The sequence below is a fragment of the Psychrobacter sp. NG27 genome, from assembly GCF_016106655.1.
Taxonomy (GTDB): domain Bacteria; phylum Pseudomonadota; class Gammaproteobacteria; order Pseudomonadales; family Moraxellaceae; genus Psychrobacter.
This window is the reverse complement of sequence record NZ_JADGIN010000003.1, coordinates 198,780-219,113: the sequence shown is the minus strand read 5'-3', so window position 1 is coordinate 219,113 and position 20,334 is coordinate 198,780. Positions and strand designations below refer to the sequence as shown.

19 protein-coding genes are annotated in these 20,334 nt (G+C 44.0%); 13 read left to right on the top strand and 6 right to left on the bottom strand.

Going from position 1 to position 20,334, the window contains the following annotated elements; translation table 11 throughout:
• Positions 1-216: 216 nt before the first annotated feature.
• From IP485_RS06995 to IP485_RS06975, 5 genes are all read left to right on the top strand, one after another.
• On the top strand, positions 217-714 hold the full coding sequence (locus IP485_RS06995) for a low molecular weight protein-tyrosine-phosphatase (protein ID WP_413787020.1): 498 nt from the start codon (positions 217-219) through the stop codon (positions 712-714).
• A 162-nt stretch (positions 715-876) separates the two neighbouring features.
• Entirely contained in the window at positions 877-2,025 is a 1,149-nt protein-coding gene (murB, locus tag IP485_RS06990) for a UDP-N-acetylmuramate dehydrogenase (protein WP_198326623.1), read from the top strand.
• Complete coding sequence (locus IP485_RS06985; RefSeq protein ID WP_194364278.1) at positions 2,015-2,788, top strand: YdcF family protein; 774 nt, start codon at positions 2,015-2,017, stop codon at positions 2,786-2,788. The genes murB and IP485_RS06985 overlap by 11 nt, the downstream gene beginning before the upstream one ends.
• Positions 2,789-2,860: 72 nt before the next feature.
• A complete protein-coding gene (gene ccoS / locus IP485_RS06980; RefSeq protein WP_198326622.1) occupies positions 2,861-3,166 on the top strand; it encodes a cbb3-type cytochrome oxidase assembly protein CcoS in 306 nt (101 codons plus the stop codon).
• 138 nt (positions 3,167-3,304) lie between these two features.
• On the top strand, positions 3,305-4,201 hold the full coding sequence (locus IP485_RS06975) for a sulfite exporter TauE/SafE family protein (protein WP_198326621.1): 897 nt from the start codon (positions 3,305-3,307) through the stop codon (positions 4,199-4,201).
• Between the two features lie 120 nt (positions 4,202-4,321).
• On the opposite strand, the gene IP485_RS06970 is transcribed toward IP485_RS06975, so the two are convergent.
• Both IP485_RS06970 and IP485_RS06965 read right to left on the bottom strand, forming a co-directional pair.
• The gene (locus IP485_RS06970) at positions 4,322-5,476 is read right to left on the bottom strand and encodes a DEAD/DEAH box helicase (RefSeq protein WP_198326620.1); all 1,155 of its coding nucleotides are present in this window, start codon (positions 5,474-5,476) and stop codon (positions 4,322-4,324) included.
• 471 nt (positions 5,477-5,947) lie between these two features.
• Complete coding sequence (locus IP485_RS06965; protein WP_194364274.1) at positions 5,948-6,163, bottom strand: cold-shock protein; 216 nt, start codon at positions 6,161-6,163, stop codon at positions 5,948-5,950.
• A gap of 549 nt (positions 6,164-6,712) precedes the next feature.
• Between IP485_RS06965 and aroQ the strand changes: the two genes are divergently transcribed.
• A complete protein-coding gene (aroQ, locus tag IP485_RS06960; RefSeq protein WP_198326619.1) occupies positions 6,713-7,249 on the top strand; it encodes a type II 3-dehydroquinate dehydratase in 537 nt (178 codons plus the stop codon).
• A 165-nt stretch (positions 7,250-7,414) separates the two neighbouring features.
• Positions 7,415-8,719: an ABC1 kinase family protein gene (locus IP485_RS06955; protein WP_198326618.1), complete on the top strand. Its 1,305-nt coding sequence runs from the start codon at positions 7,415-7,417 to the stop codon at positions 8,717-8,719.
• Between the two features lie 27 nt (positions 8,720-8,746).
• Here IP485_RS06955 and IP485_RS06950 read toward each other — a convergent pair whose 3' ends face one another.
• A complete protein-coding gene (locus tag IP485_RS06950) occupies positions 8,747-9,577 on the bottom strand; it encodes an ion transporter (RefSeq protein WP_194364271.1) in 831 nt (276 codons plus the stop codon).
• A gap of 320 nt (positions 9,578-9,897) precedes the next feature.
• On the opposite strand from IP485_RS06950, the gene IP485_RS06945 reads away from it, so the two are divergent.
• From IP485_RS06945 to feoB, 3 genes are all read left to right on the top strand, one after another.
• The gene (locus tag IP485_RS06945) at positions 9,898-10,647 is read left to right on the top strand and encodes a YebC/PmpR family DNA-binding transcriptional regulator (RefSeq protein ID WP_197177775.1); all 750 of its coding nucleotides are present in this window, start codon (positions 9,898-9,900) and stop codon (positions 10,645-10,647) included.
• Positions 10,648-10,837: 190 nt separating this feature from the next.
• A complete protein-coding gene (locus tag IP485_RS06940; RefSeq protein WP_198326617.1) occupies positions 10,838-11,176 on the top strand; it encodes a FeoA family protein in 339 nt (112 codons plus the stop codon).
• Positions 11,177-11,266: 90 nt separating this feature from the next.
• Complete coding sequence (gene feoB / locus IP485_RS06935) at positions 11,267-13,186, top strand: ferrous iron transport protein B (RefSeq protein WP_198326616.1); 1,920 nt, start codon at positions 11,267-11,269, stop codon at positions 13,184-13,186.
• A 290-nt stretch (positions 13,187-13,476) separates the two neighbouring features.
• Here feoB and IP485_RS06930 read toward each other — a convergent pair whose 3' ends face one another.
• Positions 13,477-14,043 (bottom strand): methylated-DNA--[protein]-cysteine S-methyltransferase, encoded by a 567-nt coding sequence (locus IP485_RS06930; RefSeq protein ID WP_198326615.1) that lies wholly within the window; start codon positions 14,041-14,043, stop codon positions 13,477-13,479.
• Between the two features lie 54 nt (positions 14,044-14,097).
• Entirely contained in the window at positions 14,098-15,009 is a 912-nt protein-coding gene (gene ftsY, locus IP485_RS06925; protein ID WP_320159125.1) for a signal recognition particle-docking protein FtsY, read from the bottom strand.
• A 923-nt stretch (positions 15,010-15,932) separates the two neighbouring features.
• Here ftsY and IP485_RS06920 point away from each other — a divergent pair.
• The 3 genes from IP485_RS06920 (at position 15,933) to IP485_RS06910 (ending at position 19,303) form a co-directional block, all read left to right on the top strand.
• Positions 15,933-16,085, top strand: a complete 153-nt coding sequence (locus IP485_RS06920) for a hypothetical protein (RefSeq protein ID WP_198326614.1) — start codon at positions 15,933-15,935, stop codon at positions 16,083-16,085.
• Positions 16,086-16,143: 58 nt separating this feature from the next.
• Positions 16,144-17,640: a M16 family metallopeptidase gene (locus tag IP485_RS06915; RefSeq protein WP_198326613.1), complete on the top strand. Its 1,497-nt coding sequence runs from the start codon at positions 16,144-16,146 to the stop codon at positions 17,638-17,640.
• A gap of 67 nt (positions 17,641-17,707) precedes the next feature.
• A complete protein-coding gene (locus tag IP485_RS06910) occupies positions 17,708-19,303 on the top strand; it encodes a M16 family metallopeptidase (protein WP_198326612.1) in 1,596 nt (531 codons plus the stop codon).
• 227 nt (positions 19,304-19,530) lie between these two features.
• Here IP485_RS06910 and IP485_RS06905 read toward each other — a convergent pair whose 3' ends face one another.
• Positions 19,531-20,112: a hypothetical protein gene (locus IP485_RS06905; RefSeq protein WP_198326611.1), complete on the bottom strand. Its 582-nt coding sequence runs from the start codon at positions 20,110-20,112 to the stop codon at positions 19,531-19,533.
• Positions 20,113-20,334 lie beyond the last annotated feature (222 nt).

The window sequence follows — 20,334 nt, the reverse complement described above, 5'->3', positions numbered from 1 at the left end:
CCCCGTCCTTGTATGCTGTTTCATTACATGATATTGCCATGCATAATATTGCGTCAAAATCATGACGAGTGACGCTATTGTTTAATCTCTATCCTTGCCATTCAAGACATTAGGCGTTACGCTAGCAGCTGATTCAATCGATTGCATGCTGATAAAAGCCGCGCTAACACTGTGAGCTTCTTATGGCATGTTTTTTTTGTTATAGAAGGTCACACTATGTTGATGAAATCCTGTACGCCCTCTTCTGTACTGTTGGTTTGTTTAGGTAATATTTGTCGTTCTCCAACGGCTGAAGAGGTTTTTCGCCAGCAAGCGGCGATTGCCGGATTGTCAATCAAGATAGACTCAGCGGGCACCAGTGATATGCACGTCGGTGATGCACCTGATAAGCGTTCACAGCGCCATGCAAAGTCACACGGTTATAAGATTAATAAGCTCATCGCCCGCCAAATAAATGCCAGTGACTTTCAAAAATTTGATTTGATTTTGGCCATGGATGCGCAAAATTTGGCTGATCTGCAAGCCATCAAAGATGGCATCACAGATACAGAAAACACTTTGGCAAAGATCGCCTTATTCAGCGAAGAAGACCCTACCTATGGCGGTAATGATGTGCCAGATCCTTATAAAGGCGATGGTGATGATTTTGAAGAAGTGATTGAGCGCATCGAATCCAGTGCACAAGCTTGGATAGAAAGTTGGAAATACTGCTAAGATAGGCCATAAACATGCCCTAATTTTAAGGATGAGAATACGCCTTTTAAGAATTGAGACACGCATTAGCGATCAGGGCTATATTTTTAAGACTTCTACGCGCTGTATCCTTTATAATAAATGTGATGTAATTTGTTATCTATTTGCCACATAGGCTATATTATGACCCAAGCTTCACCTCTTGATCTGAGTACTCAACCATTGACTGCAACTGGTTCTTCGATAGACCTACTAGCCAGCAGTTCAAGTGATCTGTCACAGGCCAATACCATGGCATTAGCCTGTCTCGCTGACACAGTTGTCACATTGACAGATGAGGCACAGCTTGATGATTTTATGACAGCGTATGCTGAGGGTACAGCGCATAAGATTCCACTATTTGTGTTATCTGGTGGTAGCAATGTTCTCTTGCCAGCAGAACTAAATGCCATAGTATTGCAGCCAAAAATGCGCGGTATTGATGTTATTGATCAAACGGATGATTACGTCGATATCGAGGTCATGGCAGGTGAAAACTGGCATAATTTGGTGGTACATACCGTCAATCAGGGGTGGTACGGGTTAGAAAACCTTGCGCTGATACCGGGTCTCACTGGTGCTGCACCGGTACAAAACATCGGTGCTTATGGAGTACAGTTAGAGGATTGCCTACAATACGTACGTGCCTATCATCTACCAACCCAGACTTGGAATCACTTATCAGCGAGCGACTGTGCATTTGGCTATCGTGATAGTATCTTTAAGCGTACGCCAAACACATGGCTAATAAGCCGTGTGGGGTTCAGACTGCATACTGATCCTACCAATATTTTAGCCAGTTATGGTGATGTTCAAAGCAGAGCGCAGCGCTACGCTGATCAGCAAGGACGCAAGCTGCCCACCCCGCACGATGTGATGCAAGCGATTATAGATATTCGTCAACAGAAACTGCCTGACCCTAAGCAATTGCCCAATTGTGGCAGTTTTTTTCAAAACCCTATCATTGCTCAGGAGCAGTTCATGGCGCTGCAAGCCAATTATCCTACGATCGTTGGCTATCCAATGCCTGATGCGATGACGAAAGTGGCTGCAGGCTGGCTCATTGAGCAGGCAGGATTAAAAGGTGGCGGCGTGGCCCCTATTGTCACTCACCAGCAGCAAGCCCTAGTGTTAACCAACCACACTCCTTATCAAGCCACTCAAGAAGATGTTGCGATAGCACAGCATTACATCTCTGACACAGTATATGAAAAATTTGCGATTCAGTTATCGCGTGAGCCAGTATGGGTAAACGCTGATGGCTCGACTGGGTCTGCTGAGCATGTGGTTTAAACCATCATGGTCTAAACGTTTGTGGCGAAGCTATTTGCGTTCAGCTGAACGCTTAATAAAGCTATTTCGTATCATCAACGTCACCTTTATATTAGGCTCGACGTCTGTTATTTTAATGCTGATAAGCCTATTCACACCGCTGTTCTCACAAGCGGTTGTTTATGTATTGATGCTATTACCACTGCCAGCCATGCCTTCTGTCGCCACAAGCTCACCGCCTACCGCTTACGTCGTGTTAGGTGGCGGACTGACCAATGACAATAACAATCAGATCATTCTCAATCGCTATAGTCTCAACCGTGCCCGTACCGCAGCGGGTGCTTATCACGACCTCCCTCTGCCCATTGTCTTGAGTGGCGCTGAAGCCCCTTGGCTTGGACAATGGCTGATCGAGCATGGTATTGATGGACTGATCAGTGAAAACGCCAGCATGAACACCTGTGAAAATGCCCGTTTTACTGCCAAACGCATCCCACTACATCATGTCTACCTCATTACTGACAGCTACCATATGGCACGTGCTCGCAGACAGTTTGCGTTAAATGGTATCAACAGTACGCCTCTTAGTGCGCCCTTGCCTGTACGACGCGACTGGATGAAACCTGCACAAAACCTGAGCCATTCACGCCGTGCTGTTTATGAGATTGCCGCGTATCTACGGGACGTGATACGTCCGCAAATGAACTGTCGCCATGCCAATGACGTAACGGCGCAGCAGCTGCTCACTCCTAGAGGTAATGCGACAAAAACACCAAGTGAATAACGATTGACCCGAACTAAGTCATTTGACGTAATGATGGGTGTATAATAAGAGATTGCTACTAAAGAGATCGCTATGCTTAGTATATTTTTATTAATCCCATTGAGTCTGATGTTGTTTGTGGTTGCGATTTGGGCAGTACGCTACGCCGTCAAATCCAACCAGTTTGAAGACCTGGATAATGCCTCACAGCGTATTATCTTAGAGGATCGTCAAGAGCGTCGTCAAACCATGCAAGCGCATGAGCGTCCCGTATCAAGTGTATCACCTCATGACGTCCTGCTTGATGATGACAGTGCTAATGATAGTGAGCATACCAATACCGTGAAGGATGCAGACACTATCAGCCATTCTGATATAGATAAAAATGCCAAACGCTAAGCCGTTCTTATTGGGCTTGAAGCGCTAAAGACTAGCGATAGCCAAAAAGATGGTGCTATAAATACAGGCACATTGACTAACATTTTTTAATAATGATATTGATAGTTTCGCTTTTCACCATTTGTAGGAGATGCATTCATGACCACAGCTTTACTCGTTGCGGCATTATTAATGGGATTTTTTGGGTCACCGCATTGCTTAGGTATGTGTGGCGGGCTGGTGACAGCGTTTGGACTGTCTATGAAAGAGGTCAGCCCCACTAAACGCCGCGCACTGGTTGCCACCTATCACATTGGACGCTTAACGAGTTATGCCACGTTGGGTTTGGTTGCAGGATTGATTGGTATTACTGTATTGGAGCCATTGATGCGCGGCAATAGTATGCCGCGCATCTTATTGGGGCTGGTACTAGTATTTGTGGGTGTTACCATGCTTGGAGCGCCGTTTTTGACCAAGCTTGAGCGTTTTGGGATGCGCTTTTGGCAGTATCTTAGTCCACTACGTCAAAAGGTATTTCCGCTCAATACGTTTCCAAGAGCATTGACCGCTGGCCTGCTGTGGGGGTTTTTACCTTGTGGGCTGGTTTATGGTGCCCTGCTGATTGCCGTGGTCGCTCACAATCCGCTGAGCGGTGCCGCATTGATGCTCGTTTTCGGTTTAGGAACTGTACCGATGCTGGTCGCCACACATGAGACAGTTGGTTGGTTGCGTGACAAGATTGGCCGTTTTCGCTTAAGACAGCTCAATGGCGCTGTGATGGTGATATCTGGGTTGGCAGTTGCTATCGTGCCCATCGTGATGGCGGGTATGCATGGCGGGCATGATATGGCTGCCATGGATCATAGTGGTCATACTGCGATGATGTCGGAGGCTGATATGGCAGAGAATCATGATATGAGCGCCATGCATCATGAAGGTCATGACATGGGGTCAGAGATGATGATGGATGAGGATATGGATCATAGCATGCATGACATGAGTACCATGCCCGCTCATACAGAAGATGGACAAGAACCAACAGCGCAGGCACATTGAATGATGACGAAGTAAGCCAGATCAGTACTTGGCTGCCAAGGTGTATAAAAGCCATAAAAGAAGAGCCTGTAAAACATAATTGTTTTACAGGCTCTTTTTATTGTAAGGGTCACTGCACTACTATGGCTGCCACTGCTCTAATGAAAACTTAGTGTCCAAGTGCTTTTCTAATGCGGGTACATTAAAGGCATCATCCTCACTCACAAAACTGATGCTAATCCCTGTCTGGCCTGCGCGTCCCGTACGCCCGATACGATGTACATAATCATCTGGCTGATCAGGCAGCGTATAATTGACCACATGGCTGATATCATCCACATGAATACCGCGTCCTGCGACATCTGTCGCGACCAAGATAGAAGCATGACCGTCCTTGAAACGCTGTAAGTATTTCTCACGTTTTTGCTGGATCACATCACCTGATAGCATGACAATGTTATGCGCTTGGCGCAGCTTATGATACAAGCGCTTTACTTGATCTTTGCGGTTGGCAAATACAATCACTTTTTCGACTGCTTTATCACTGATAATACGCTCTAAAGCTTCTAACTTTTGATCTTCTGTCAGTAAGTAAAAATGTTGATCGACCAACTCACTGGTTTTATGTTCTGGCTCGATTTCGACGAACTGTGGTTCATGTAACCAGCGATAAGCCAAGTTCATCACATCTTGATTAAAGGTGGCAGAGAACAGGAGGCTTTGACGATCTGTATTGGCTGGCATTCGTCCAACCAAGCGTTTTATATCAGGAATAAAACCCATATCAAGCATGCGATCTGCTTCATCTAATACCAACACTTCTACTCGGTCTAAATAGACCATGCCTTTGTTGGCAAGATCAATCAGACGACCAGGTGTCGCCACCAAAATATCGACATATTGACGTTCAAGCTCATGCTGCTGAGTCTCATAGTTGGTACCACCCATGATACAGACACTATGAAGTGAGGTATATTTGGTCAACGTAATACAGTCATCAAATATCTGTTGCGCCAGCTCGCGAGTTGGTGCCATGATCACGGCACGCGGCTCACCCAAATAACGCTCTTCATCATGAGCAAAAGGACGCTTGAGCAACGCTTCCATGATGGTTATCAAGAACGTTGCGGTCTTACCGGTGCCAGTTTGCGCTTGTCCAATCGCATCTTGATGGGCCAATGTATGGGGTAGTATTTTCGCTTGAATAGGCGTCAATGCAGTAAAGCCTAAATCACTCACTGCGCGTAAGGTCGCATCCGTAAGCGGCAGATCCGTAAACGTCGTAAAATTACTCAAAAAAATATCCTTTTAAATTAATTGCTTGTATTTTATTCATTCTAAACACGCTTTATATTCTCATGCATATTAAGGTCTGTTGAACCGTAACGGTCATTGTATCAAATCTACAAATATCGCGGCGTCACTTTAAAAGCGATACGATGCTATTGATATCGATGTGTTGCCGTCTCTGATATATCCCAGCTTTGATATGCTCCGATTTTGATATGCTTAAGGCAAACATGCTATAAAATTTATAACCAGAGCATATCTCTATTGGTCTCTCGACTTTATTGTCAGCCGACTATCGTCTTTCTAATGGAGGAGAGACATCAGACAGACAAGCATAAAAAAAGCCAAGCCCAAATCTAACCCTACCAAATATGCTGCCTTTTTCTCAGCATAGGTAAGACAAGATGGGCTTGACTTAGTAGTATATCAGTAGTTCGTACAGACATTATCACTAAACCGCTCTAATGCCTGAATAGATTACTCTTCTGTCTTTCTGACTTCTTCAGCTTGCAGGCCTTTATCGCCTTCTACCACACTGAATTCAACCTTTTCACCATCTTTTAGAGAGCGATAGCCATCACCCTGAATCGCACGGAAATGGACAAAAATATCTTCTCCGCTGTCACGTTGAATGAAACCAAAGCCTTTTGAATCATTAAACCACTTAACGGTACCTTGTTCACGAGCTGACATAATATTACTTCCTAAAAAAGTTCGCTTAGTCCCAAATTCCTTTGCAACATTGCATATAAACGGGATCTAAGATTGTGAAATCAAAAACTTAACAGTCTGACGTTTATTACTCATGCTTATATTAAATATCAGTAACAAACTTGCAATATATATTGCATAAAAAATATCATAGCACGGGTTTTTAGCAACATAAAGACTTTTAACATGCTTTTTGCCGCCTAGGTGAAGTTTTCGTGTAATTTTTTTATACCGCAGCCTGCGAGCTGTTATGATAAAGCGCTGAGACAAATTGCTTGCTGCTATTTAGCAAAGACATACCTAATCTGATTAAAAAGAGAAAAGTCAGCTGAAATGATAGATTCGTAGACGAAGGCTTTGTGATACTAGGGCGTGTTATCAATTAAGAGACCTTTATCTTAGTCACCTGTATTTTTTAATATGCCTGTATTTTCTAAAATAGAGTACCTAGTATATAGTCACTAAAGTATCGACTTCATTTTGAAGCCACCATGCACGCCCTCTTAACCAACTATCATGACCGAGACCATTATGACGCCATCTGCCCCTGCTAACGAAGTAGAAAACCCAACTGACCAACGTACTGAGCAGGCGCTCACTCATAAATTACTATTGGTAAATGGGGTTAATCTAAACTTATTGGGTAAGCGTGAGCCTGAAATTTATGGTTATATGACGCTCGCAGACATCGAAAACAGATTGATCCAGCGTGCAGCCAAACACGGTATTGAGCTGATGTGTATACAGTCTAATCACGAGGGTAATCTGGTGGATGAGATACAGTATAATGGCTTATTGGCAGAAAAGCCTGCCCAAGTCGATGCGATTATTATTAATCCTGCCGCATTTACGCATACTTCTGTCGCCTTACGTGATGCCCTATTGGCCACGCAAAAACCTTTTATAGAAGTACATTTATCCAATGTCCATGCACGTGAGTCTTTTCGTCAGCACTCTTATCTAAGTGATATTGCCGTTGGTGTTATTTGCGGTTTGGGGCATATGGGGTATCAGATGGCACTAGACTACTGGTTGAGCAACACCTACTCGATCGATTTGGATCATTAATAAGAATCTGGTTATAGGTTTTGACAGCTCATAGACTTTAGGTAAAACACAGCAACGTCATGGTTCAGAAAAATCACGCTGCTATCACACAGTAGTCAAACAGTAATTTTGTACTGAAAATAATAGAATTGTGACTGAAAAACAAACCACTATATGGTGACATGAATGGCAAAATCTTCTGGAAAGCGCTTTATGAAACTTGCTGGCATGACAGCGAGCATTGCCGGAAAAGCCGCTAAAAACTCCTTTAAGCATCTCTCAAGTGATGAAGAAAAACGGATACAAGCCCGTTCAGACTTGATGCAAGATGTGGGTATTCAGATTGCTGAGACCTTAGGTGAGATGAAAGGCGCGGTGATGAAAGTGGGACAAATTGCCTCACAGTATAAAGATGTGTTCCCTCCTGAAGTGGCCACTGCTTTGGAGAAACTGCAAAAAGATGCCCCGCCGATGCCCTATGCGCAGATACGCGCACAAGTCGAACGGGAGCTCAAAGCCCCTATAGCAGAACTGTTCCTTGAGTTTGAACAGACCCCATTTGCTGCCGCCTCAATCGGGCAAGTGCATAAAGCGACGCTACCCTCTGGACAGAAAGTGGTGGTCAAAGTCCAGTATCCCGATGTCGATGAAAACTGTGACAGTGACCTCAAACAAGTACGTATGGCACTGAAAATCGCGGGCGTGCTCAATATGAGTAAGCAGCTGCAAGAGCAGTTGTTTAATGAGATTCGTCAGAGCCTGCATGACGAGCTGGACTATGTTAAAGAAGCGCATAATTTGCGCGTATTTGGCGCCTTTCATGCAGAAGACGAAGGTCTCATCATTCCCAAAGTAATCAGCAGTCATTCCTCTAGACGTATTTTGACCTTGACCGAAGAGATGGGCGATACGTTGACAGTGGCTGCGACATGGGACAATTACACCAAGCAAAAGATAGCTGAGCGTTTGTTTCACTTTACCGCAGGGCAATTATTTGGCTTGTACCGTATGCACTGTGATCCACATCCAGGTAACTTTGCTTTTCGCCATGACGGTAGCGTCGTGGCTTACGATTTTGGTGGTATTCGAAGTTATAGCCATAGCGAAGTACAGCTGTTTCGCCGCTTTGCCAAGCATGCTATCAAAGGTGATGTCACGGCACTCGAGCAAGACCTTGTGGCATTAGAGGTTCGACGTCAGGATGACAAAAATATCCCAGGTGAGTTTTATGAGAAGTGGCTATCCATTGGTCTAAAACCTTTGTCTATCAGTCCGTATCAGGAAGGGGCATTTGATTTTGGCAGCAGTCAGGTACATCATGAAGCCATTACCCAAATGCGTACCTCATTGAAATACTTTGGACAGTTTCAACCCTCTGCCATGACAATGATGCTGGACCGTACTGTATCAGGTCAGTACTGGAATCTGGTCAATTTGGGTGTCGAGATTGATTTGTCTACACTGGTTCATGAGTACACTGAGGCATCATAAAAAACACGTTTCAAATGAGGACACACCTTAGATATGCAGCGCATGTCCACAACGATCACAAAAATCTGCGCCTAGTGCGTGACCGAATTTGCCGCAATTTGGACAGGTAACCGGATTGAGCTGAGGACGCATATTACGAGCCAGCTCAGAGGTAAAGATACCCGTCGGAACTGCGATAATCGAATAACCGGTGATCATGACCATGGTTGCAATGGCTTGTCCCAGTGGCGTTTTAGGTGACATATCACCATAACCGACCGTGGTCATCGTGACAACTGCCCAATAGATAGACAATGGAATACTGGTAAAACCGTTTTCGGGGCCTTCTACCACGTAGATAATTGAACCAAAGATGGTGACCAATAAAACCAAGGATAAGAAAAATACGGTGATTTTTTGCTGACTGGTCTTAAGCGCTGAAGCCAAAAACCCTGCTTGTTGCATGTAAGCTTTGAGCTTGAGCACTCGGAACACGCGCAAAATACGTAAGACACGTATCACGAGTAGATACTGTACACCCACAAACATCAGACTCAGATAGCTTGGCAGCACGGACAATAAATCTACGACGCCAAAAAAGCTAAAGATATAGCGTAAACGGTTGGGTGCTGAAAACAATCTGAGCGCATATTCAATCGTAAATAAGATGGTAAAAAACCATTCTGCATAAAAAAACAGCACGCCATATTGCAAACGCATATAGAGCACACTGTCTAGCATAACAACAGCCACACTGGCTGCAATCGCAATCAGCAGCACGATATCAAACAGCTTACCCAATCGGGTATCAGTACCTTCAATGATGATATGCGTGCGGTTACGCAGATGTGTAATGGCTTCAGCAGTTGATTGCTTCATAGGATCAGTAACTTTATAAATTCAATGACTTGATGACAGTCAATGACTTAAAATAGGATGAATAAGGGCAAGTTGGTGAAAACAGTCAAAACTGGTTTATAATATTGCTCACTTGTCGTAGCGAATACAATCTATAAGTTGCCACAGTGTAACAAAAAAGCACTCTCAACAACATACAAATCGTCAACGCATGAGTAGCGCTATTACCTCAAAATGACAAAGTAATGATACTATAAAGACAAGTATTCACAGACCTAAGGGTGTTCTTGATCACCCCTTTTTATACATAATAATTGATACCTAGAACTTAAGGATGTTATATGGCAGGCCATTCAAAATGGGCAAATATCAAACACCGCAAAGCCCGTCAGGATGCAGTAAAAGGTAAGGTATTTACCAAAATTATCCGTGAAATCGTTTCTGCTGCCAAGCAAGGTGATCCTGATCCCGACAAAAACCCACGCTTACGTGCTGTCATTGAAAAAGCCCTATCAGTCAATATGACGCGCGACACGATCAATCGTGCTGTCGACCGTGGTACAGGCGGCGGTGATAATGAAAATATGGAAGAAGTCAGCTACGAAGGCTATGGAGTTGGCGGTGTGGCGGTACTGGTCGAAACCATGACTGACAACCTCAATCGTACGGTCAGTGAAGTGCGTCACGCTTTTACCAAATGCGATGGCAATCTGGGTACGTCAGGCTCGGTTGCTTATTTATTTACTAAGCGCGGTGAGATTACCTTTAATGATATCAGCTTAGAAGATGAGGTCATGCTAGTTGCACTAGATGCGGGCGCCGTTGATATTGAAAATGACGGCGAAAGCTTGCTCGTTATCACTGAATGGGAAAGTTTTGGTCAAGTCCAAGATGCTCTCAATGCTGCAGGCCTCATCTCTGACAATGCTGAAGTCACGATGTCACCATCTACCACAGCTGAGATCGACAATGTCGATGATGCCGAAAAAGTCCTAAAGATGATTGATATGTTAGAAGATGCTGATGATGTGCAAGAGGTTTATACTAACGTTAACTTCTCTGCTGAAGTCATGGCTCAGCTTGAGGGTTAGCTAAAACAGCCTTCCATATCAAGTGCTCTAGATATCCGTACGATAAAACCAGACCGTTCCATACTGTCTGGTTTTTTTATCATATAAATAACACTTTATACCGATTGTTTTTCTTATAGACGAGGCATATAATCACACAAAAATCGTAATAGTTATCATTTGCACGAATGCAAATAACTAAGGACTCTCTATGAGTGTGACAATTACATCTTCTTATCCTACCTCAACTCACTCTCCTACTCTTTCAGACAAAAACCTATTACCTTTGTGCTCATTATTAGACCTCAATAAACGTCAACCTGCCATGATTGAAGATATTGTTGCCAATAAACGGTTTGGCGAGATAGATGGTGCTATCAGCCAAAGACTAAAGGACTTAGGATTTTTGCCCAATACGTTGATTCATATTGTTGCCAAAGGACTCTTTGGTAAGCCGCCTTATGCTGTACAGCTGAGTACAGGTGCTCAGTTTAGCTTACGCGCTGATGAGCTGATTAAAATTAGATGCCGAGTGATATCGTCAGTATAAAGATAAGCGATAGTTTTGCACTGATTGCTCGATACTGACCTGCTTTATCCAACCTTCCCATATAAATCTCCAGAAGTGATGCATAAGCCTATGTCCTCTTCATTATCCTTTTCAGTACCAATCGATCAAGTAACAGAGCGTACGGCCCCTATAATATTGGCCCTAGTCGGCGCACCCAACTGCGGTAAAACGGCGACCTTTAACGTGCTGACAGGTTCTAAAGCCAAAGTCGCTAACTATTCTGGCGTCACCGTTGATAAGCGCAGTGCTGCGCTGCTTGGACATTCTAATGTCAATATTTTAGACTTGCCCGGCACCTATAGCTTAAAGACCGCCAGCTTAGATGAGGAAGTCACTCGCAAAGTCCTATTTGGTCAAATGCCTGGTGAATCTATCCCTGATGGAATCATCTTTGTGGCAGATGCGACCAACCTACGCATGTCCTTAAGAATGCTACTTGAGCTAAAAAACTTAGGCCTACCCATCATTGTCGCACTCAATTTAAGTGATGTGGCGCATAGTCGCGGGCTAGTAGTAGAAGCATCAGTATTGTCAGAGGAGCTCGGTGTACCCTTTGCCAAGACTGTTGCTATCAAGCGTAAGGGCTGTGATCAGCTACTAGCCTTGGCTAGCGATCTGATTGATTATATTGGTAATAGTGATAAACCCATTCATTTCTTTGGTGGTAATAGCGACACGCATATCATGTATCAACAAGCGGATGATATTTTGAGCCGAGCGGTCACGAGTGCACAACGTTTACCAAAGTGGCATGAACGTTTAGATCAGCTGACATTACACCCTGTCATAGGGGTTGTTATTTTGTTGACGATTCTTTTTGTCATCTTTCAGGCAGTCTATGCGTGGGCTGCACCTTTGATGGATGGTATTGAGTGGCTGGTTGGTAGCGTAGGCATACTGCTGATGCAATGGCTACCAGATGGTATCTTACAGAGTCTCATCGTAGATGGCATCGTGGCTGGTGTAGGTAGCGTCATTGTATTCATACCTCAAATCACGCTACTGTTTTTATTCTTATTAATATTAGAAGACTCAGGATATCTACCGCGCGCAGCGTTTTTGTTAGATAACTTACTCGCAAAAGTGGGACTTTCTGGACGCTCATTTATTCCGCTGCTTTCAGGGTTTGCTTGCGCTGTACCAGCTGTTATGTCGACTCGTACGATTCCTAGCCATAAAGAGCGCTTAATGGCGATTGCGGTCCTACCTATGTTGACTTGCTCAGCTCGTCTACCGATTTATGCACTCATCATTGCAGCAGTGATACCTAGCCAAACGGTGCTCGGTATATTCAATTTACAGGGCATCACTTTATTTACCTTATACGTGGTTGGCACTTGCTCAGCGGCATTTGTCTCATGGTTATTTAAGTGCTTTCATAATGCCAAGTCAGAATCATCTGCTTTTCCCTTGTTGATGGAGCTGCCTACTTATCGCATGCCCAATGTTAAGCATATCGCTGGTGAGCTTTGGGATAAGGTAAATACCTTCTTAAGAAGAGCAGGTACGGTTATTTTCACTTTGTCCGTGGTGCTATGGGCCTTGGTTTCCTTTCCATCTGCACCTGCTAATGGGACTGGCCCTGCTATTGATTATAGCTTTGCTGGCATGCTTGGGCATTTGATTGAGCCTATGTTTGCCCCTATTGGTTTTACGTGGCAGATGTGTATTTCTTTGATTCCAGGACTCGCCGCTAGAGAAGTCGTCGTAGCAGCGCTGGGTACAGTCTACGCGGTGGGTAGCGTTGGTGATGAAGCTATCAACCAAACCTTGATTCCTATCATTCACGCTCAATGGGGTTTGGCCACTGCATTCTCATTCTTGGCGTTTTATGTGTATGCCCCCATGTGTTTGGCCACTCTCGCTGTGATTCGCCGTGAGACCAAGTCTTTTAAGCAGACCTTTGCCATTACGGCCTATCTATTTGTCTTGGCTTATTTAATGGCTTGGGTTGTTTACCGAATCACTGGAAGTATTTTTGGATTTTAAGAAACTCACAAAGGAGTCAACAATGAATACAGCGGTAGAGTACCTCATCGTTTTTATGATCGTAGCGGCCTGTTTTTACTACGTATGGACAAAGATTATATTCAAGAAGTCAGCAGGGTGCTCGGGCTGTAAGAAATGTAAGTAGCCAGCCAGCAATAGACAAAACCGTTAGATATAGGATCAACCTATAATACTAGGGCATATCCTCATAAAAAAACGCCAAACCCATATCCGGGTTTGGCGTTTTTTTATATTTTCAAAGATCTATAAATTGACAGCGTTGACATGCTTTAACAGTCTACCCCTTCTAGGCCTAATAAGAATCTCTTTTTATCCAATCCGCCGGTATAACCACCAAGCGTGCCATCGCTCGCAATGACTCGGTGACACGGAACGATGATACTAAAAGGATTCTTGCCATTGGCCTGCGCAACCGCGCGAAACCCTTTTGGACTGTCCACACGCTTTGCTAATGTGGCATAGCTAATCGTTTCACCATAGTCGATGTCTTGCAATGCTTGCCATACCCTTTGCTGGAAATCAGTTCCCATAGAAAAATCTAGAGGCAAATCCAACGTCTTACGTTTACCATCAGCATAATCTTTGAGCTGGAAAATGGCTTCTATTAATAATGCTTGAGCAGCATCATTCATGCCTAGGCTATTACTGTCTATAAACGTAAAGTCTTGATCTACTAGACCATAATACTTTTTAAGTTTAGGCACAGATTTTGAGCTGTGCCATGAGTTACCTGCCAGCAGCCAATTGGCTTCAACGAGCATAGGGTGACCATGCTCATCGACACGGGCGATTAGCGTTAATCGATGTGATCCAAAGGCTGCTGTGGTAACTATCATGGCTTCTACTTCCAAATTATCTTAAAAATGATTTACCAGCTGAAACTGGCTATCTTATTCTTTATCATCGGTCTCAAATAAGGCGGCGACAAACTGCTTCGGACTGAAAGATCGTAAGTCATCAATCGATTCACCCACACCAATATAGCGAATAGGCACGTCAGTCGTTTCAGCGATATTAAATACCACACCACCTTTAGCCGTACCGTCTAGCTTTGTAATAGTAATACCTGTCAGCGGCACAACCTTATTAAACAGCTCAACTTGATTGATGGCGTTTTGACCCGTGCCAGCATCCAGTACAATCATACCTTCATGCGGCGCGCTCGGATCGGCTTTTCGCATCACACGGACGACCTTCTCTAACTCTGCCATCAGATGTGTTTTGTTTTGCAGACGTCCAGCGGTATCGGCGATGAGTACATCGATGTTTTTTGCTTTGGCAGACTGCATGGCATCAAAAATGACAGAAGCACTGTCAGAGCCATGACCTTGCGCCACTACTGGAATATGATTACGCTCACCCCAGATCTGTAGCTGCTCGGTAGCTGCCGCACGGAACGTATCGCCTGCTGCCAACATGACTGATTTCCCCTCACCTTGTAAGCGTTTGGCAAGCTTACCAATCGTTGTCGTTTTGCCCACACCATTGACGCCTACAACTAATATAACAAACGGTTTTTTGCTGGTGTCAATCACCAGAGGCGCAACTTTTGGTGTGAGGATATCAACCAGCTCACTTTGCAATGCTTTATATAGTGAGTGTGCATAAATCAAATCACCACGGGCGGTCTGCTCGGTGAGGCTCTTGATAATACGATTGGTCGCGTTGACACCAATATCAGCCACCAATAGCTGATCTTCGACTTCTTCTAATAGCTCGTCATCGATCTCTTTACCACCGATAAGAATGCTGACCATACCTTCGGCTAAGTTCTTACGTGACTTACTCAGCCCCGTCTTCATGCGATTAAACCAGCTGCCCTTCTTTTTATTTTCTTGAGTCTCTTGTGACTCTACTGCTGGCTCTTTTGGAATAGCCGTTTGCGCATCATTGCTCGCAACTGGACTCACGCTTGGTGTATCCCCTAATTGCGCTTGCAATGGCATGGTCGGCGCAGTATTGGCTTTACTCGTAGCGTCTGCTTCTTTGGCGTTTGAGAAACTTTCAGAGTTACCTTTAGGTACGTTATGTTCTTCTGTCATGACAATCGGCGTCGCCAAAGCAATATTTTCTGCTGCATCATTGCTTGAGACGTCTTGATTTACCGTACTGTCCTTTTGCGGCGCGACATTCTCAGCATCATCAATGATGGGCACAGATTGCACCGGTAGACTGGGTAAGGTAATATCGTCGTCATCTAAGTCGTCAAGACTATCATCCAAGTTGATGACCACACGATTGCTATTGTTTTGGTTATTCATAAGTTTGCCCTAAAAATTATCACTATCAATTATTTGTTTATTATCAATGGATTCGTAGATTGTCATGAGCTTGCCGGTGACATGACAATTCGTTTTAGCCCATTTTAGCATAATTCAAGTCGTGCTCAGCCCCTACCATTATAGACTAGGGCGCGTCCTCATTTTAAAAATGGTGATAAAAATGAGATAAATTGCAGTCAAACAAGGAAAATAGCGCAGATAATATCGAGATATTAGTCAGCTATTTGACGCCGCTTGGCAAGATTTAGCCATTTTTGATCCATTTAGATGACCATCGGTTGAATTGAGGACATGCCCTAGCATCAAAATTTGTCCGCTCAAAAAATTGCTAAATGATTTGAGAAAGTCTTGCTTAAGGTTTGGACACAAAAATCTGACCCGCAATAGACTGAACTTAACTTAATCTATGAAGCTATATTTATAAAAATTATTAGGAATCACTCATGAAAATATTATCAAGCCATAGCAAAAGACTTACCGCGATTAGCATGCCTATGCTACTAACAGCGATTGTTCTGTTTACAACAGGTTGCAGTACCACGCAAGAGTTTAGACCGACCGCTAGTGTCTTAGTTGGCGCGCAAACCTCTTTGTAGTACCTTTTATTGCTATCGTCAATATTTTCAGTCACTGTTCATATAAGCAGACCATACCATGTCATTGTCCTTACCACTCTATGCTATTCCCTTACGCATTGCCTATGCCTTAGCATTAGCCACCACTCTTACCGCCTGTCAGACCACAACAACGCAGTCTCATTCTGCTAAGGCAGCTAAAAGCACAGTAGCAGAGGCATCGGCTAAAAGTATTTTGGATGACAGTAGCACAAGCGTAGAGGCTCAGCCATCAGCGTTGGCAATGGACATGTCGGGTCGACATGAATATCAGTTAGAAAATGGTCTAAAAATCGTCATAAAAGAAGATCACCGTGCCCCAGTCGCCATGACCCAGATCTGGTACCGGGTAGGTTCAGCAGATGAGCCACTTGATAAAGGGGGCATATCTCACTTGCTCGAGCATATGATGTTCAAGGGTACGACGAATGTATCAAGTGATGATTATGAGCGGCTCATTGCTAAATTTGGCGGCGTCAACAATGCCTTTACCAGTTATGACTATACTGGTTACTACGAGCTATTCCCAGCCAATCGCATGCCTCTAGCACTAGAGCTTGAGGCGGATCGCATGAAAAACCTGACCTTTAATGATAAAGAATTTGCCAAAGAACACCAAGTCGTTATGGAGGAGCGTCGTCAACGTACAGACGATAACCCTCTCGCCAAAGCCTATGAGTCATTTCGATTACTGGCACTGCCTAACAGTCCAAAAGGCGAGTCTGTCATCGGACCCATGAACGAGCTGCAATCTATCACGTTGCCAGACTTAAAGGACTGGTACAAAACATGGTATGCACCAAACAATGCCACCCTGGTGATCGTGGGTGATGTACAACCTGAAGAAGTGTTGACTCAAGTCAAACGATACTTTGGTGAGCTTGCGCCAAGTAACCTACCCAAACGTGCCGCTGTCAGTCAAAAAGGCTTTCGAGGTTATCGAAAAGTAGACTCTGAGCAAGCGGTACAGGTGCCTGTTCTACTTATGGGTTACAACGTACCGAGCCTTATCACGGCGGGAGCCAATAATACGAAACAAGCGTATGCCCTGTCGTTGGCGCAAGACGTACTCGATGGCGGTCTATCTGCACGCTTAGAGAGTCGCCTGATACGTGAGCAAGGCCTACTAACGACCGTTGGTACTTCTTACGACTTGCTTGATCGTGGCGATGGGCTGTTTTTGATTCAAGCAACACCGCGCGAAGGTGTCAGCTTAGAACAAGCACAACAAGCCATCACATTAGAGATAGAAAAACTTAAAACAGATCCTATTGCCGCAGACGAAATCAGCCGTGCGAAAACCAACGCGGTCACTGGTCTGGTCTATGCGCAGGACAGTATGGAAGGACAAGCCCGCATGATTGGTTCATTACAGTCTATCGGTCTAGATGATAGGCTACTTGCGACGCTACCGACCAAACTCGATGATATCAGTGTGGTTGATATTCAATCGGCTAGCAAAAAATACTTGGTTAAGGATAACTTGACGGTGATGCATATCGTGCCGCCCAAAGAAAACACAGCAAAAGTAAAATAGCTGTCATCTATTATCAGACGTCTAATAAAAATGACGATAAAACCGCATTCTCAATAAGAAGAAAATCATGACTCAGAATCAATATGGTGTGCAAACAAGATCAGCCGCTTCAAATGTTGCCCGACTGACCCAAAAAAACAGCACCATCTCATTTAAAAAGTTATCTGTCCTTAGTACTGGTGTCTTTTTTGCCTTGAGTTTATCTATGAATACGGCTCAAGCAGACATTGCTAGCGCTGAAGATGCTCGTGCGCCTTCCATCGTCGATACGAGTGCGCCCATTGCTGCCCTAGCTACACTGACCAGCATTGATGATAGTAAGCCTCTAAAAGTCACGGTACCAACCATTCAATCCTTTAAAACCAAAGCTGGCGTCACTGTACTTTTTGTACAGACCACGGCGCTGCCAATCGTTGATATTGACCTGCGCTTTAATGCTGGTAGCGCGCGCGACGACAGCATTAGAAAAGACGGTTTTGGTATTGCCAATATGACCGCGACCATGCTTGAACAAGGCTCAAAGAGCCTAGATGAAAATGCATTCACTCGTGCCGTTGAAACATTAGGCATCAACCTAAGCAGTAGCGCGTACAAAGACATGTTTATCGTCTCCCTACGCAGTCTGTCTGATGACAAACATCTATTACCTGCTATTGATTTAATGACCCAAATGGTGAATGAGCCTGCATTCAACAATGAGGTGCTAGCCCGCAACAAAGCAAGGTTACTGGTCGGCTTACAGCAGCAAAAACAAGACCCTAACAGCCTTGCCAGCATTGCTTTTGACAATGCTTTATATGGTAGCCATCCTTATGCGCATCCATCCGTCGGCACACTAGAGAGCATCCCTACTATTGAGCAGCAACACCTGATAGATTTTAAGAATCGCTATTTGGTTGCAGCCAATGCTTCACTCTCTATGACTGGTAATCTGACATTGCAGCAAGCGAAAAAAATGGCTGAAGACATCACTGATCAACTGCCTGCGGGTCAAATAGCTGCCAAATTACCTGAGCCTGCACCATTAACCCAAGCAAAGCACATCCATATCCCATTTCCAAGCACTCAGACTACTGTACTGATGGGGCAATTGGGCAGTCAGCGAGCGACTGATCCAGTCGCTCAGCAGCAGCAGACCAACTTTGCGGTGGGTAATGAAGTGATGGCGGGTGGTGACTTCAATGCTCGATTAATGACTGAAATTAGACAGAACTTGGGATATACCTATGGGATTTCAGGTTCAATGAGCCCGATGTTGGCGCGAGGCCCTTATCAAATTGGGTTCTCGACACGCAATGATAAAGCGCGCGCGGCCATCGATGCCAGCTTAGACGTCATCGATAAAACGTTAGCAACTGGTATCACCAAAGATGAGATGCGCCTGACGACAGACAATCTTAAAAATAGCTTTCCGATGGGATTTTCGAGTAATGCAGGAATCAATGGGCTACTGGCAATGATGAATTTTTATCAGCTGCCCAGCAGCTATCTGGCAGATTATACCAATCGTATCGATCAAGTGACGCTTACAGGGGTTAATAATACCCTGCGCAGTACGCTACAGCCTGATAATTTTTTGATTGTGACTGTGGGTCAAGAAGACCCTTGGACAAAGAAGGCATCGGTTAAGAAGACATTGGCAAAAAATTCAAACAAACAATAAATCAATAATAGGTATCACAAACCAACTCGATGTACAGTAAGTGTCAGTAAGTCATACTGTTCACAATATTGATGCTGACGCTGATCGTCATTGGGACACTTGATAGGTTATGATGATTTGTCATTGATAGTCTGTCAGGTGTTTCCAACTCATTGTCTGTCAGTTAAGTATTAAATAGACCTCTACACTCGGTTGCTTTGTACTACTGTTAAGTTGAATCGACTATATTATAAATACTGTTTATCAGATAACTTGATAGCAACATTATAGGTAAGTGATTCAGGCTTATGCGTTGCACCGTTGTAGCTCAGTCGAACGACATGCTTATCATATGACGTTACCTGATAATTGCCATTGGCAAAATTATGCAGCGTCGGTACGATGAGCAATGTTTCTATTTGATTATTATCAACTTTGACAGAAAGCTCTTGACCCTCTTCTGGATATAAAAAATAATCACAGTAATCGTTTACCATGACTTCAGAGATACGCTCAATCGTTTGACTTCTTTGCTCATCTTGTAGCAATTTTGGACAGACATCAGAGCGTTTTGAGGCCAAACGAGCATAAGAGTTTTTGATGCTTTCTTCTATATTGGCAGAGCTCTGTGTGTTTGCCTCTAAATGTTGCATAGAAGGATCTGTGGCTAGCACGCTGTTATCAGTAGATGCCTCTGAGCTACAGCCACTCATAGATAGCATAGACAAAAACGCCGCTCCTAACAACGCACTGTTTATGGCATGTGAACGCGGCAGATGTCGGGGGATTTTATCTCGCTTGCTGTATCGAACCAAATGATAATTTTTCATAGATTTCGCTTACCATAAACGTGGACATATTCCTTTACGTACGTCAAGGATACAAAGGTAAATAATGATCTTAGACTATTAAAGCACACTTTTTATAACTCTAAACAAATTTTCAGTGAACTTATGTGTTCAACTCTGTATTTTACCTCTTTTTTAACCATTATCAAGTAGTTAGACACATTATATTCATAATATGTTATTTAGATGCATGCCTACTAGTTA

What these genes read in the sequence shown, in the direction of transcription:
- IP485_RS06965 (WP_194364274.1), bottom strand. Translation starts at nt 6,163, where the DNA reads ATGTCAGCTCGTGAACAAGGTACCGTTAAGTGGTTTAATGATTCAAAA.
- feoB (WP_198326616.1), top strand. Translation starts at nt 11,267, where the DNA reads ATGTCCTCTTCATTATCCTTTTCAGTACCAATCGATCAAGTAACAGAG.
- IP485_RS06985 (WP_194364278.1), top strand. Translation starts at nt 2,015, where the DNA reads ATGTGGTTTAAACCATCATGGTCTAAACGTTTGTGGCGAAGCTATTTG.
- IP485_RS06905 (WP_198326611.1), bottom strand. Translation starts at nt 20,112, where the DNA reads ATGAAAAATTATCATTTGGTTCGATACAGCAAGCGAGATAAAATCCCC.
- murB (WP_198326623.1), top strand. Translation starts at nt 877, where the DNA reads ATGACCCAAGCTTCACCTCTTGATCTGAGTACTCAACCATTGACTGCA.
- IP485_RS06950 (WP_194364271.1), bottom strand. Translation starts at nt 9,577, where the DNA reads ATGAAGCAATCAACTGCTGAAGCCATTACACATCTGCGTAACCGCACG.
- IP485_RS06920 (WP_198326614.1), top strand. Translation starts at nt 15,933, where the DNA reads ATGAAAATATTATCAAGCCATAGCAAAAGACTTACCGCGATTAGCATG.
- IP485_RS06915 (WP_198326613.1), top strand. Translation starts at nt 16,144, where the DNA reads ATGTCATTGTCCTTACCACTCTATGCTATTCCCTTACGCATTGCCTAT.
- IP485_RS06930 (WP_198326615.1), bottom strand. Translation starts at nt 14,043, where the DNA reads ATGATAGTTACCACAGCAGCCTTTGGATCACATCGATTAACGCTAATC.
- IP485_RS06910 (WP_198326612.1), top strand. Translation starts at nt 17,708, where the DNA reads ATGACTCAGAATCAATATGGTGTGCAAACAAGATCAGCCGCTTCAAAT.
- IP485_RS06945 (WP_197177775.1), top strand. Translation starts at nt 9,898, where the DNA reads ATGGCAGGCCATTCAAAATGGGCAAATATCAAACACCGCAAAGCCCGT.
- IP485_RS06975 (WP_198326621.1), top strand. Translation starts at nt 3,305, where the DNA reads ATGACCACAGCTTTACTCGTTGCGGCATTATTAATGGGATTTTTTGGG.
- aroQ (WP_198326619.1), top strand. Translation starts at nt 6,713, where the DNA reads ATGACGCCATCTGCCCCTGCTAACGAAGTAGAAAACCCAACTGACCAA.
- ccoS (WP_198326622.1), top strand. Translation starts at nt 2,861, where the DNA reads ATGCTTAGTATATTTTTATTAATCCCATTGAGTCTGATGTTGTTTGTG.
- ftsY (WP_320159125.1), bottom strand. Translation starts at nt 15,009, where the DNA reads ATGAAGACGGGGCTGAGTAAGTCACGTAAGAACTTAGCCGAAGGTATG.
- IP485_RS06955 (WP_198326618.1), top strand. Translation starts at nt 7,415, where the DNA reads ATGGCAAAATCTTCTGGAAAGCGCTTTATGAAACTTGCTGGCATGACA.
- IP485_RS06940 (WP_198326617.1), top strand. Translation starts at nt 10,838, where the DNA reads ATGAGTGTGACAATTACATCTTCTTATCCTACCTCAACTCACTCTCCT.
- IP485_RS06995 (WP_413787020.1), top strand. Translation starts at nt 217, where the DNA reads ATGTTGATGAAATCCTGTACGCCCTCTTCTGTACTGTTGGTTTGTTTA.